We start from the raw sequence: 14,012 nt of genomic DNA, 5'->3' as shown, positions 1-14,012 counted from the left end.
ATTAGTTCACACCTTTACTTGTTTTAACTAATTCACGTAACTCCTCTACAGATAACCAATCTTCATTAGTATTGCTTACATAACTAAAACCATCTTCCAATTTTTTTCCGCCATGGGAATACTCAGCTTTCCACCATGGGAATTCAGGTTGGATAACATAATAGTCCCCCATATCCAATGTTCTACGTGCATCATCTTCCGTGATCATTGCTTCGTGAAGTTTTTCACCAGGTCTAATTCCAACAAATTCCATTTGGCATTCTGGAGCAATTGCTTCTGCCAAATCAGTTACTTTCATACTTGGAATTTTAGGAATGAATATTTCACCTCCATGCATCCTCTCAAAATTATCAATTACGAACTGTACACCTTGTTCTAAGGTAATCCAAAAACGAGTCATGCGCTCGTCTGTAATTGGAATTTTTCCTGTTTCTTTAATCTTTTCAAAAAAGGGTACAACACTTCCACGGCTACCAACTACATTTCCATAACGAACAACTGCAAATGAAGTGTCTTTATCCCCTGCGTATGAATTGGCTGCAACAAATAGTTTATCTGAAGCTAACTTCGTGGCACCGTATAGATTTATTGGACTAGCAGCTTTATCTGTACTTAACGCTATTACTTTCTTTACACCTCTATCAATTGCTGCTTCAACAATATTTTGTGCTCCATTGATATTTGTTTTTACAGCTTCAAACGGATTATATTCACATGCTCCTACGTGCTTTAAAGCTGCTGCATGTACTACATAGTCTACACCATCAAATGCTCTATATAACCGATCTTTGTCACGAACATCGCCAATGAAGAAACGCATACGACTATCAGTGAATTCTTTTCCCATTTCATATTGTTTTAATTCATCGCGGCTAAATACGATTACTTTGCTTATATTTGTTTTTAATATTTTCCTAATAAATTTCTTTCCGAAAGAACCTGTTCCACCTGTCACTAATATTGTTTTATTTTCTAAGTTTATCATTTTAGTTATCCTCTTTCTTTATTTGAATATTTACATGGTATTTAGTGTACTATTCATATCCATATCAGTATATATGAAACCAAAAATGCTATTGCAGTCAACAGGCTTGCTCCTACTGCATACTTTTTCCTATTGGGGGTTCTGACCCCAGAATAAACCTTAAGTATAATTTTAATTAACGCTGACAGTTCCCTTAATTGGAGTTGAAAGCAAATTTCCTTGCGTTAAAACACGGTGAGCTTATTAATGTCTGTGCTGTCTCTATGAATCTATACTTATTTTATCGGCTAGATCTAATAAAAAGTGTTCTTCTTTTTACCTCATTAATAAGTAAACCTTCCCAACTTCCAAAATTGGTGGTATTTTCTTTTGCTTTTCTTCTGTTTTGAATATTGATATCACAATTGTATCCGTATCTTCATATAATTCTTTTAAGGTATTTGAGTTTATAAATTAATTCACACAATTCAACTGAGTGAAACATTATAGCTGAGCGATAACTCTCATTAATGTAAGACTGGAGAACTTTTTTAAAGGCTCTCCTTTGTTTTGGGATGATAAATTTGTTCAGCGCCTTGCTCAATAAAATACAATAACATACCGTTTACTACTCCAAAAATCTATGTTGAAATGATAAAACATATACTTTAGCAATTCTATCTGCTACAAAACCTATCATTTCTTCAGTAATTATTGGGTTTTCTTCCTTTGGGTATTTTTCAGACATTCTCCTAATTGCATTTGTTGTAATTTCACTTATTCTTTAAGTAACTATATTTATCCACCCTCTGCAGAAGATGCTGCAACCATTTTTGAAACTTTTTAGCGTCAATAATTTAGTCTTGTAACGCTTAATTGCTACAGTAGAATCTTCACTGGTTCATCATATTCTACCACATTATTAGTAACAACATTATTATGATAGCTTTTATAAATTGGCTCTCCTTTATATTCCTTATTTATAAAAATATCATAAGCCCATTAATGAAAATTTTTGCCGCTGCACAATTGGATAAGTGGGAATCTTATGAGGATATGGAAGAAAGGCTTCGAGTCAATTCGGAATTTTGTGAATCTATTAATCTGCCAAGTAACAAGACATTTCCTTTGTTGTCCGAATTACCTAGAATATTAGAGCCGCACCTATTGAAACATACGAGGGCGACAGAAAGTCCCTCTACCCAAGAAAAAGGAGTCGAAATTTGAAGGAAATATAGCCATTATCAAGCCACAGAAGAAGAAGTAACGCTTATTTTTTTTTGATAATTTAATATGAAAAAAATGGGTACTAGGTCTATATAAGACCATGTTCCCATTTTTTAATTTTAAAACTGAAACAAAGTGGTAAAATTTAAATCATTTGGAATCTGGTTCCATTAATGCAAGGCCAAAGGGTCTGACCCCAAAATCCCTACCTGTTAAGGTAATAAGCTTGATGAAATGCATTTCTTCTATTAGATAGTAATCCTAGTAAAGCAAGCCTTGAATCGGGTACACTTAGTTAGACAATAAAAATAAGGGCAAGTAGAATAATAGATAACGAGTGAGGAGAATCTACTTTGTCCAGAAAAAGAAGAACGTTTACAACAGAGTTTAAAAAGCAAGTGGTTGCTTTATATGAAAATGATAAAAGCCGCCAAGATATTGTCAGTGAGTACGAATTAACTGCATCTTCTTTAGACAGATGGATTAAGCAATTCCAACAGTCTGGGTCTTTTAAAGAGAAAGATAATCGAAGCCCTGAAGAACAAGAATTGATGCAGATACGAAAAAGAAATAAGCAGTTAGAAATGGAAGTTGATATTTTAAAGCAAGCCGCGCTGATCATGGGACGAAAATAGAAGTGATTGAAAAGAATCGTCACAACTATTCGGTATCAGTAATGTGCGAAGTCCTACAAATAGCTCGAAGTACTTTTTACTATGAAACAGAAATAGCAGCTCAAAAAGAACAAGAAAAAGTTGCGGAAGAACAAAACTTAAAAGAAGAAATACTAAGATTTTCAACAAAAACCGCAAATTATATGGAACACGTAAAATTAAAGATGGCCTTTTAAAAGAGGATTACACGACCTCCAGACGGCGCATAGGTAGACTTATGAGTGAACTTGGAATCCAATCAAAATATGCACAGCCATCCTATAAACCAATGACAACTCGACCAAATGAAGAAGCAGTTGAAAACCTGTTAAATTAGGACTTTGACGTCGATGAAGCAATGTCTGTGTTGGTCAGTGATTTAACGTATGTCAGAGTAGGCAAACATTGGAACTATGTCTGTTTTTTACTAGATTTATATGGTTATAGTGCTGGAAAGCGCAAGGAAGCAGCCTTAGTTCAACGTGCCTTCGCAACGGTCAAACAACCATTAGAAACGGCGAAAGTATTTCATACAGATCGCGGTTCTGAATTTAAGAAACGTTGGGATCGATGAACTATTAAGTGAACATAACATTGAACGCTCTCTAAGCGATAAAGGAAACCCTTATGATAATGCGGTGTCCGAAACGACATTTAAGATACTAAAAACCAAATTAATAAATGACATGCACTTTGACACCCTTGAACAGCTATCTCTTGAACTTTTTGATTATGTCAATTGGTAAAATAATATCCGAACGCACAGCACTCTTGGTTACTTAAGTCCAGTAACATACCGAAACTTTCCTCTTAAAAAAATTGTTTGATTTAGTGTTGACATACCATTCATTATTGGATCGATTTCACACGATAAAAGTTATGAGGCGCAACTTCATAAATCTTTAGAACAAAATGAAAGTCTGACCACTGATTATGATACGTTAACATCAGAAAACAACGTTCTCATACAAGATGTTTCAACGCTTGAGTCCGATATAGAAGAAGTGACCTCAAATGTTACGGAATACGAAAGAAATATAGATCATTAGAGGAAGAAAAAGCTGGATTTAACACGGAAAACGCGTTGAACGAAGAAATTACTGATTTGACAGATACAAATACCAATTTAAAAGATGAAGTTGTCTGGAATCAAAATTAGCAAGCGCAGAGGCAGAAGCTCAACGTGCAAGCGCCAGCAGTTCTACTAGTAGTAACTCAAATGGTTCAGGTTCAAGTGATCAGGCTGCATCAACTCGAATGTATATTCTAAATAAGTTGTCAAAAAAATGCTCCCCCTCAGAAGTTTTTCTGGGAAGAAGCAAATGGGGAAATATGGTATTTGTCTAGGATGAATGACTACAGTCATAAGAATGTACCACTTCTGCCATGTTTTTTACCAGCCATTGCGTAAGACTTATCATTCGTTGCCAATGAGCTTACCAATGGAATAACGTCAAGAATGTGCAAATTTACAACGTTAAGGATTTTGAAAGATAAAAAAGCCTAACCCCGCCGTATCTCGAACGAGGAATTAGGCTTATGATCTTAAACTTAAATAATCGCACCGGTAATGGAACATCTATTTAGTATTTACCAAGAAATATAGTTTCTCGCTTAAATTGACAAATCAAATGATAAAAACTCAGGCAGTGCCTGTTCATGCTTGTCGAGCTTAATCTGTTCGGACTTGATGCCTTGCTCACGCAGTACTTTAATGTTCTGCACGAGGAATTCATCGCTGCCGACAACATAGAAGAGTCCATCCTTGTCTGCAGCAAGATTCTTCACTTCTTCATAGTAGTCTTTACGGTTATCGACGAACTGTGATGTGAACTTCTTGTCAGGTGCGGATTCAAAAATAGTAGTGAATAAGAAATCTTTTGATGAGTCGATGTTCAGGGAATGAATTTGATTGACGTTGTCAGCACGTTCAAAATAATCAAGTACAAGCGGTCTGAAAGTTGCCAGGCCGACACCTGATGACAGCAGGTAAACATTTTTGTCTTCTCTTTTAAGCGGTATATTCGAATGCGTTTTAAATATTGCAACTTCATTGCCGACCTCATGATTTCTTAAAAACGTTTTAAACTCAGAGCACTGCTCTCTGATGCGTGTTGTGATACCGATTGAATTTTCATGCGGTAACGTGGAGATTGACATGTGACGGATCAGGCCGCGGTTTGGTTTATCTCCGGCATTAAAACCTTCCAGTGCGAAGTGGGTGTGGGAACCTTCTTCCCATGTAAAGTGTTTCGGACAGTCGAGCAAGTACGTTTTAACCTCAGGCGTTTCTTCAATAATCTTATTTATTTTAGTCCAGTATATTTGCATGATATATTCTCCTTACTCCATTATATTTATCTGATACGAATCTAGTATACAATGATTGATAACAGTTCTCAATTAAATGGCCCTTATATATAATAGGGGTGCCAAATCTTAGTGCCGAATGGCTCCCTATTGGGGAGTGCCAATATTTATATGTAAATGACAATCCAACCTTTTAGTGACTGTCACTTTCATCTTTTAATATTCTCACTTACTTATATCTACTTACTATTTCTTCTGGAATATGACAATAATCATTTGGACATCTAGCTAACCTATCTTGATGTTCTTCTGCACTTCTCACATAGTTTGTAAGAGGTAAAACTTCAACAACTATCAGGTCATCATCATTTCTCTCACTAAGAAACGTCTTCGCCTCTTTTACGTGTTCCGGCTTTTCACTATATACTCCTGTTCTGTATTTCTCGCCAACATCTTGTCCTTGTTTATTCAAACTGTATGGATCAATGATTTCAAATAAATATCCCATTAATTCCTTGATCGTTACAACTGTCGGATCAAATCCTGTTTTTACACATTCGGCGTACCCATCATAATAACCCTCAAGTGTATGACTTGTTCCATTAGCTCTTCCTGCTTCGGTAAAATTAACTCCAGGTAAAGTTTTTATAAAAGTTTGTACTCCCCATAAACATCCACCTGCAAAATATACTACTTCCATATTGAATCTCCCCTTTGTTTAAAAAACAAAAAAATTCATTCCAAGTAAATAGGAGGAAAAAACTGTAGTCACTAAGTCTACTACACATTAAAATAATGAGAAATTTTCTTATTCCACATTATGGACCGTTTGCAGAAGATTGATCTTATTGCAAATTAGTCAAGTTTGTATAGCAAGTATAACATTCCCATTTCTGAAAAGTATATTTTTAATCTTTGATTATCCAGAAGGTATGAAGTGGTAAAAAACATGTCATGAGTGATACATTTCGTTGGCTGTAATCAAGGATGAATGCTTAACTTGATGGCTATGGGATTTGATCCAATGTCTTCTTCTTATTTTTTATCCCTATTTATTTATACGAGTATCGAAAGTTATAGCATAAATCTACCAGTTACAGGATAATAGTATCAAATTAGTGATCAGGAGGTTGGTAAAGGTGAGAAAATACCTAATACTATTATTACCTGTTTTATTTTTAGTAGCATGTTCAGAAGAAACTGTAGACATTGAAGGGGAAGCAGTCAATTATGAAGAATTACAAGCTAAAACGGAAGAGGCTGAACAAGAATTAGAATCTGTCCATGACGAATTGATAGAAAAAGAGAATGAATTATCAGATGTTAAAAATACTATTGTTGAAAATAACGAAAAGTATGAAGGATTGGAAGAATTAGCGAGTAATAGAGATAATATGACTGACGAAGTTGAAGATGCAGAGGATAAATTAGAGTCGCTTCAAGCTGAAATCAATAAACGAGAAGATGAACTTGTCGTAGCAGCAGAAAAGCCCGAAACGGGAGAAGTCATTGTAGAAACGGTAGAGGAAGAAAAAGCAGAAGCTCCGGCTACAGAGAAGACTGTAGAAAAATCTGGTGAAACACCATCACAAAAAAATGCAGTGAATATGGCTAATAATTATTTAGACTATACGGCTTTTTCTAAAAGCGGCTTAATAGAACAATTAAAATATGAAGGTTTTAATGATGGTGACGCTACTTATGCAGTAAATCAATTAAGTGTAAATTGGAAAGAGCAAGCGGTAAAAACGGCTGAAAGTTACTTGGAATATATTCGCTGCATAAGTGCAACTAAGGCATCGCCACAAAGGCTTGGCTAAGCCCAAGTTTTCTAAGAACGTGGTAAAAAAAGAAGGAGGAATAGGTTATTTGTCTCTCCTTCCTCCTAATTATTAAAGAAGTGCTGTTTTCGAAACAATCACACCGTCTTCATCGGCATAGACATAATCTCCTGGAGTCCAATGTACATTACCAAAAGTAAAACTTACATCTCGTTCTCCTATTCCATTCTTTTTACTTTTTAATGGGTTTGTCCCTAGAGCAAAGATACCAATATCCATCGATGCAAGATCCGCTGAGTCACGAACACAGCCATTAATGATGACTCCAGCAAGGTCCCTGGAAACTGCAATACCGGCAAGACGATCCCCCATTAAGGCACGGTTTTTTGAACCGCCTCCATTAACAACGATGACAGAACCTGTAGGCACAGAATCAAGTGCTTCCAAAAATAGAACATTATCTTCGTATGCACGAACAGTTTCAATTTTACCTGAAAAACGTTTTCTGTTTCCGTACGAATGGAAATTTAGATCACAAACCTGAACCTTGCTTGCATGCTCATCACATAAATCTGCTGTTTTAAAGTTTGCCATTTTATTTCACCCGACTTAATATTCAAAATACTTATCTTTATTATGAAGGAAATTAATAGAATTGCAAGACGAACCTGGCACTTTGCTTCATCTATACTAAAAAATGAAAGATCCAACCCTTACATCATGCATAAATAATAATAATTAATCCACTTAAAAACACCCCCTCCTTCAACCTCATTTCGATTGTAGTTATAGAAATCATTTCTACACCAGTTTCTAAACAAAACAAACCCATCATCCACTATAAAATGCATTGACTTGTTTGATGTAATTCATATATTCCACCCCTTCATTGATCTCTATACTTTGTGAATAGAAGCTTACTAGAAAAATGCTAAAGAATAGTCAGCACATTCCCTAACAGTCTCTCTAACCCCCTTAACCTCTCGACAAAATTTGCCAATTTCGGGGATTGACAGTACTCCCGAGGCACCCGCACCGATAGCAGGCAGGCACCACGCAGATACCTCTATTCCTCCAAGGAAGCAAAAGAACCGTCCCCATGCTTCCTCTTCATATGCCATCCTTTCAGTTTCTTCCGCGCTTCTTTCCCCCAGCTTTTTACTGCTTCTGTAGTTGCATTTTCCTGTTCCGCAATTTTCTTTAAGGGCATGTCTAAAATCACGTAATAATACACCCACTTCCATTGCTTCTCGGTGAGCATATCCTTGATTTCCTGCCAGTAGGCTTCATCAACCAACTCCATTCCACTATTTTTTGTAGCGAGAGACTTCCCGCCACCGTAATGATTTCCAGTGAGCCCCTTGAGCATATGAGCTTGTTGGAGTTTTTCCTCCTGCTGATCGTCATTTGTCTTTTTGCGAACCAAGTCGATGAGACGATTGCGAATCATATAGTTGAAATAGGTAGATAGCGGACCTTTATCTGGCTCGTATTTCTTATAAGCCATCCACATCGCGTACAATCCCTCCACATAAAATTCCCGATGAACATCATGAATGCCTAATCGTTGAATGTGAAAATATATTCGCCGCTCATTCTGCTTAAAAATCTCCTCAAACGAAAAATCCCGATCCTTATCCATCTTCATTTCCCCTTTCCGGGACAAAATACTGTCCCCACGTCTCCCCCTTGAGGGATAAAGCAAGTAAAAAAATCCGGACAATAACTAAACTGAATTAGCTACTGTCCGGCTATTAGGTAGTTCGCGCTTCAACGACTCCATTGCTCGGTACCGAATATCGTATTGTTAAACATAAGAAAAGCGCAGGCGACTGCTTAGAAATGGACGCATAAGCAAGGCATCGAAGTGTAGGTGAACCTTCCTGTACGGAGTGTGAATTGCTTATGCGTCTATTTCTATAACGCAGCTAGACAACACAAAAAACCAGATAACCCTTCAAAAAGAGGTCATTATCCGGCCTGGGTAATTCTTAAGATTCCTCGCTCGGTATAATTGGACTCCTGCATTTTTACATACAATAAAAGGGCTAAATAATGGTTATCCGGGCTTTAAGGTAGCCTTAAAAGCCTTAAGAATCGTAACACGCTAACTTACTGACTCCTGATCGTCACGGTATAATTTTCCATGTATTAACTTAAAATTGAGTTTACTTAGTTCAACTTCCCATACATGCTTACTTTTCATACACTTTACCTGAACCGCTCCAAATGCTCCTTCCTTTTTGTCCATTAGCCTGTGCCCACATGCAGGACACTCGATTCTTCTCGCATTCTTCATCATTTGCTTTCCTCCCACTTTATTTTTGAAGCTTCATTCATTAAAGCGAATGCCTCATAATGATATGTATACAAGAACAATAGTTCTGTATAAATGAAATTAGTAGCCATCAGTAAAAATAAGCTTTCCATCGTTCCATTTGACAGCTGAAGTTGAAAAAGTTCGGTGCTGGATGTCTAAGGAGGTTAATAGTAGCTTGTTGTGTTTTGCGTTATGCTTATCTAGCTATTTTTCATTGTTGTTAACTATATGTAGCTCATTGCATTTCCGTCTTATAAAAAAGAAATGAGTAACTATTCTTATCTCTAATACAGTTCTATAGTACTATGTTAATGTTAAAATTATATGAAAATAATGTTAATTCTTATTTAAAAAACTATTTATCTCCTCTTGTTTGAGAAGCATAAAAGATAATTAATGTTTAATACCTGTATAAGCATATTGACAGAGTTTCATAAAAACGAATCTAAAGTCCTGCTGGATAGGCGTTGGAAGAGATATAATGTATAATCTCCAACAGTGAACTTACCCTATATGATTAGGTATGCATAGTTGAAATTCATTTTCATAAGTGCAACAAAAGTGGTTTATAAGATGTTTTTATTCCCTTTTCCACACCAGATAATGACACCGAAAGGAAGTTAAACCTATGACTTTTGATGAATTACTTGGGGAGTATCTGCGAATAGCGAGAAAAAGAAAGCGTAAAATAATAGCTGAAATAGCAACAGAAGCAAATGTTGACGAGAAGCATTTAGGGAAAATTGAACGCGGGATGTCTTTGCCGACTTCATATACCCTTTTCAAAATCTACAAGGTATTAGATATCGATATAAATCGTATGTTTGACGAAATTAGCGAAAAAATGAACTCTGAAAAAGCAGAATAGACTCGAATAGATAATGGCTCCTTTTTTTATTACAGGGAACCATTTATTATTTTTTAAATAAACGTAAGAATTGAAGGAAAAAATCTACTATAGCTTCCTAAGCTTTCCAACTGCACGAACATCCTTTGTCTTCACAAACACCCGATAATTCTCCTTCTCAGGCGCCGGAAAATAAGATAATATCTTCTTTGTTCTCACATGCGGGTTACCTTCCCTTGTCACATAGGCTCGGTAACTGCTCCAACGATAGTCTTCCGGGCGGCTCACCATTTCCGCTTCGACTGGGTTCAAATGAATATACCTGCTCACTTCCAGTTGATAGTCTTTCGTTTCGATAAGCTCTGCTCCGTATCTTCCTTGGAAAACATGTCCGACGAGATGATGGCGTTTATTGAAATACAGTGCATATCTAGAGTTCAACATTTTCATGATGTGTTTTATATGATGTGTGGTAGTTTCTAATTGAAGATGGATATGATTTGTCATGAGGCAGTAGGCATGAAGGTGGAATGGATGATAGAAGCGGACCTCTTCCAGTAATTCTAAATACGTTTTTCGATCAATATCATCATAGAAAAGTGCGGATCTTCGGTTGCCACGGCTCGTAATATGATATATGGCACCCGGGTACCACGCGCGAAGTTTTCTGGACATATTATTTCACCATTCCTTTCTGTCCTTTCCCTGTTGGAATGCGCCTCATCGTTACCGCTTCCCAAATTGCTTCATTCGTTATGGATTCTTCCCATTGGTCTTGCATCAATGGAACCATAGTCCAATTTAGTTAAATTTTACCAATTGATTTCAGTTTTAAAATTTAAAAACGGGAACCCGGCCCTATATAGACCTTGTTCCCATTTTTCCCCATATTAAATTATCAAAAAAAAATAAGCATTACTTCTTCTTCCGTGGCTTGATGATGGCTATATTCCCTTCGAACTTTGTTTCCTTTTTCTTAGGTATTGGTATTTTCTGCCGTCCTCGTGTTGTTTTACTTTTTGAACGATGTAATTCTTTGTAACTGCTAGAATAAAGTGAACAGATTCTGCCAGATAGAATTGAACACTTTCTGCCCAAATAACCTCCAATCAGTTAAAATAATAAAGTATGAAATAACTGGTTTTGGGGGATTCAGAAGGTGATTAAATTAGAGTTAATTGTAGAAGTTCATCAATTAAAAAAGCAAGGTTTTAAAGTCGCAGCTATTGCGAGAAAATGCAACTTATCAAGAACTACTGTTTATGAGTATTTGGAAAAAGATTTTGAAGAAGCTTGTAGGTGGGTGGAAGAATTGAAGACAAGAAAAAGAATACTGGATCCTTATCAGAATCATATTCTTGCATGGCTAAAGGAACATCCAGATTTGTCAGCTTCGCAAATTTCAGATTGGCTTGAAGAACGGTGCTCTTTTACAAATGTTGGTGATAGCACCGTTCGCAGCTATGTGTATGAGTTAAGGGAAAAGTATCATATACCTAAAACACTTTCCTTTCGGAGTTATGAAGCATTGGTAGAACTTCCAAAAGGAAAACAAATGCAAGTGGATTTTGGAGAAATGAAAGTCAAAACAGTTGAAGGTAAGTGGAAAAAGATATATGCGATTGCCTTCGTCTTGTCTCACTCACGTTATAAGTACTCAGAGTGGCAAGATCGTCCTTTTACAACTCGTGATGTTATACGCAGTCATGAAAATGCCTTTGTATATTATGGTGGTATAACAGAAGAGATTGTTTATGATCAAGATAAATTAATGATAGTTAGTGAAAATGGAGGAGATATCGTATATACAGAAGAATTTCAGGCTTATAAGCAACAAAGAGGATTTTCCATTTATTTATGTAGAGCAGCAGATCCGGAGTCTAAAGGGAAGATTGAAAATGTAGTGAAATTCATTAAGAGAAACTTTGCAAAGAATCGTGTCTTTTATCAAATAGAAACTTGGAATGAGCAATGCTTAGCATGGCTTAAAAGAAAAGGAAACTATCAAGTACACAATACAATAAAAAAGAGACCTGTCGAAGTGTTTGCCCTGGAAAAGCCGCACTTACGAAAAGTCTCCTCTCTACTCTCTTTCGAGAGTAACCATGGTTCAAGTATAACAAGAACTGTCCATAAGGACAATATTATTAAATACAAATCGAATCGTTATTCCGTTCCACTTGGAACATATAAACCTCATGGTGATAATACTGTCTATATTAAAGTTGAGCAGGGTGAACTTATTATCGAGAAGACACCAGGAGGTGTATCAATAGCTATTCATCTTCTTTCCAAAGAAAAGGTACAACTGATTAAAGATACAGACCATACCAGGGATAAAACAAAAGGAATCAAAGCATATATGGATACCGTAAAAGGTTCCTTTGACAATAAGGAAAAGATCGAAGTATTCCTTGAAGAAATTAATAAACGCTACCCGCGGTATATAAGAGATCAATTACAAATCCTGCAAAGAACTGTGAAAGAGTTTCAACCCTTTATTCAGCAAGCGCTGGATACATGTATTGATCAACGATTGTGGAGTGCGAATGATTTACATGATGTCGCAATACATTTAGCAAAATTGAAACGATCAAAAAGTCCAAATTTACCAAGTGATAGTGATATTCCAGTCGCAGAAATACCCTCCGCGCTGATTAAAGAAAAAGCATCCTTAAGAGAATTGGATGGCTATCTTAAGATTTTAGGGGGTGCCTGAATTGGAATACTCCGTTGAAAGTTTACAAAGGCAGCTTCATCATCTTAGAATGGCCGAAACATCAAAAGAACTACCATCTTTTTTAAGGAAAGCAGAGCTACATTCATGGACCTATCAGGAATTTCTTCGAGAAATGCTTACATATGAAGAAAAACGTCGAGAAGAAAAGTTGATAGAAAAGTATTTAAAATGGGCAGCATTTCCATATCAAAAGAGCTTAGCCGAATTTAATATTAAGGAACTCCCATCACTTAGTGAGAGACAGTTGAGACAACTCCAAGAGCTGAATTGGCTTGATGAATCATTTAATTTAGTATTTTTAGGTCCACCGGGAGTCGGCAAGACACATATAGCAATTGGATTAGGTTTAGAAGCGATTAATAAAGGACAGCGTGTTTCCTTCGTATCGATGGGTGAATTAGTTCCTTTATTAAAGTCGGAAGAATACCTCCGGAAATCTCAGCTTAAGATGAAACGTATTCGAGAATCTGATTTAGTCATCATTGATGACCTCATGTATATGGCTATGGATCAAAATGAAGCAAATCTGTTTTTTCATCTAATCAATCATTTATATGAACGAAGTTCAATCATCCTGACATCGAATAAAGGGCCAGAAGAATGGGGAGAGTTACTTGGAGACCAAGGAATAACAACGGCGATTTTAGATCGCCTTCTCCACCGATCGGAAGTTATTCATTTTGATGGAGCTAGTCATAGAATTAAATATCGAGAATCTCTATTTCAAGAGAAAAGTGTTCAAAGTTAATTAGCAAAAAGTGTTCAAAACTACTTGACGGTTACATTCTTCAATAAATTCGTCGTATGACTTGTACATGTACGTTCTCATCAACCTTAAAAACGGCCAAAGTTTCTTTTTCGATTTGGTCTGTAATTGTAGTATCAAAGCCAAGCCATATGCAGCTAGGGCAAGAAACATTTGATTCCACATTCCCTGTGGTTTCGTACTCCAGATCTTGACTAATTTTAAATGTTGCTTGATCCACTTAAAGAAGGTCTCAATCATCCATCGATACCGATAGAGATCCATGATTTGCTCTGCAGATAAATCCCATCTTGTTGTCATTAATCGATAGAGTCTGTGCTCTTCATCTTCAAATTCTACTAGACGAATCGGTTCATCCGCATAGCTATATTTGACTTTTGCGTCTCTGAGAATAGCTGGATGAC

12 protein-coding genes and 1 pseudogene are annotated in these 14,012 nt (G+C 36.4%); 5 read left to right on the top strand and 8 right to left on the bottom strand.

From position 1 onward, the window contains the following. Position 1: 1 nt before the first annotated feature. Positions 2-985 carry a UDP-N-acetylglucosamine 4,6-dehydratase (inverting) gene (gene pseB / locus ACHABU_RS14720; protein WP_435765696.1) on the bottom strand — a complete coding sequence of 328 codons (984 nt, stop codon included), beginning with the start codon at positions 983-985 and terminating at the stop codon, positions 2-4. Between the two features lie 1,559 nt (positions 986-2,544). On the opposite strand from pseB, the pseudogene ACHABU_RS14715 reads away from it, so the two are divergent. After that, positions 2,545-3,671: pseudogene (locus tag ACHABU_RS14715) on the top strand (IS3 family transposase). 787 nt (positions 3,672-4,458) lie between these two features. Here ACHABU_RS14715 and ACHABU_RS14710 read toward each other — a convergent pair. Both ACHABU_RS14710 and ACHABU_RS14705 read right to left on the bottom strand, forming a co-directional pair. Beyond that, a complete protein-coding gene (locus ACHABU_RS14710) occupies positions 4,459-5,175 on the bottom strand; it encodes a dihydropteridine reductase (protein ID WP_435765694.1) in 717 nt (238 codons plus the stop codon). 208 nt (positions 5,176-5,383) lie between these two features. Next, a complete protein-coding gene (locus tag ACHABU_RS14705; RefSeq protein WP_435765693.1) occupies positions 5,384-5,854 on the bottom strand; it encodes a peptide-methionine (S)-S-oxide reductase in 471 nt (156 codons plus the stop codon). A 439-nt stretch (positions 5,855-6,293) separates the two neighbouring features. Between ACHABU_RS14705 and ACHABU_RS14700 the strand changes: the two genes are divergently transcribed. Then, positions 6,294-6,974, top strand: coding sequence for an Ltp family lipoprotein (locus ACHABU_RS14700; RefSeq protein WP_435765691.1), 681 nt, complete (start codon positions 6,294-6,296; stop codon positions 6,972-6,974). Between the two features lie 72 nt (positions 6,975-7,046). Here ACHABU_RS14700 and rraA read toward each other — a convergent pair whose 3' ends face one another. The 3 genes from rraA to ACHABU_RS14685 all read right to left on the bottom strand — a co-directional run bounded on the left by rraA (position 7,047) and on the right by ACHABU_RS14685 (position 9,237). Then, the gene (gene rraA, locus ACHABU_RS14695) at positions 7,047-7,529 is read right to left on the bottom strand and encodes a ribonuclease E activity regulator RraA (RefSeq protein WP_435765690.1); all 483 of its coding nucleotides are present in this window, start codon (positions 7,527-7,529) and stop codon (positions 7,047-7,049) included. Positions 7,530-8,001: 472 nt separating this feature from the next. After that, on the bottom strand, positions 8,002-8,577 hold the full coding sequence (locus ACHABU_RS14690; RefSeq protein WP_435765688.1) for a sigma-70 family RNA polymerase sigma factor: 576 nt from the start codon (positions 8,575-8,577) through the stop codon (positions 8,002-8,004). 465 nt (positions 8,578-9,042) lie between these two features. Further along, complete coding sequence (locus ACHABU_RS14685) at positions 9,043-9,237, bottom strand: hypothetical protein (protein WP_435765686.1); 195 nt, start codon at positions 9,235-9,237, stop codon at positions 9,043-9,045. A 646-nt stretch (positions 9,238-9,883) separates the two neighbouring features. Between ACHABU_RS14685 and ACHABU_RS14680 the strand changes: the two genes are divergently transcribed. Beyond that, positions 9,884-10,123: a helix-turn-helix domain-containing protein gene (locus ACHABU_RS14680; protein ID WP_435765684.1), complete on the top strand. Its 240-nt coding sequence runs from the start codon at positions 9,884-9,886 to the stop codon at positions 10,121-10,123. An 87-nt stretch (positions 10,124-10,210) separates the two neighbouring features. On the opposite strand, the gene ACHABU_RS14675 is transcribed toward ACHABU_RS14680, so the two are convergent. Continuing rightward, positions 10,211-10,777 carry a transposase gene (locus tag ACHABU_RS14675; RefSeq protein ID WP_435765682.1) on the bottom strand — a complete coding sequence of 189 codons (567 nt, stop codon included), beginning with the start codon at positions 10,775-10,777 and terminating at the stop codon, positions 10,211-10,213. A gap of 484 nt (positions 10,778-11,261) precedes the next feature. Here ACHABU_RS14675 and istA point away from each other — a divergent pair, with 484 nt between their 5' ends. After that, positions 11,262-12,821, top strand: coding sequence for an IS21 family transposase (istA, locus tag ACHABU_RS14670; RefSeq protein ID WP_435765680.1), 1,560 nt, complete (start codon positions 11,262-11,264; stop codon positions 12,819-12,821). Between the two features lies 1 nt (position 12,822). Further along, the gene (gene istB / locus ACHABU_RS14665) at positions 12,823-13,590 is read left to right on the top strand and encodes an IS21-like element helper ATPase IstB (RefSeq protein ID WP_435765678.1); all 768 of its coding nucleotides are present in this window, start codon (positions 12,823-12,825) and stop codon (positions 13,588-13,590) included. Here istB and ACHABU_RS14660 read toward each other — a convergent pair. Then, positions 13,591-14,012: transposase (locus ACHABU_RS14660; RefSeq protein ID WP_435765677.1), on the bottom strand; the 422-nt coding region annotated here is incomplete at its 5' end. It lies immediately after the preceding gene.

This window comes from Oceanobacillus sp. CF4.6, assembly GCF_051262635.1.
Taxonomy (GTDB): domain Bacteria; phylum Bacillota; class Bacilli; order Bacillales; family Amphibacillaceae; genus Oceanobacillus.
This window is presented reverse-complemented; position numbering and strand designations above follow the sequence as displayed.

Bases quoted from the DNA above. Each gene is read 5' to 3' on its own strand.
- rraA (WP_435765690.1), bottom strand. From the start codon at position 7,529: ATGGCAAACTTTAAAACAGCAGATTTATGTGATGAGCATGCAAGCAAG.
- pseB (WP_435765696.1), bottom strand. From the start codon at position 985: ATGATAAACTTAGAAAATAAAACAATATTAGTGACAGGTGGAACAGGT.
- ACHABU_RS14685 (WP_435765686.1), bottom strand. From the start codon at position 9,237: ATGATGAAGAATGCGAGAAGAATCGAGTGTCCTGCATGTGGGCACAGG.
- ACHABU_RS14675 (WP_435765682.1), bottom strand. From the start codon at position 10,777: ATGTCCAGAAAACTTCGCGCGTGGTACCCGGGTGCCATATATCATATT.
- ACHABU_RS14705 (WP_435765693.1), bottom strand. From the start codon at position 5,854: ATGGAAGTAGTATATTTTGCAGGTGGATGTTTATGGGGAGTACAAACT.
- ACHABU_RS14710 (WP_435765694.1), bottom strand. From the start codon at position 5,175: ATGCAAATATACTGGACTAAAATAAATAAGATTATTGAAGAAACGCCT.
- ACHABU_RS14690 (WP_435765688.1), bottom strand. From the start codon at position 8,577: ATGGATAAGGATCGGGATTTTTCGTTTGAGGAGATTTTTAAGCAGAAT.
- ACHABU_RS14680 (WP_435765684.1), top strand. From the start codon at position 9,884: ATGACTTTTGATGAATTACTTGGGGAGTATCTGCGAATAGCGAGAAAA.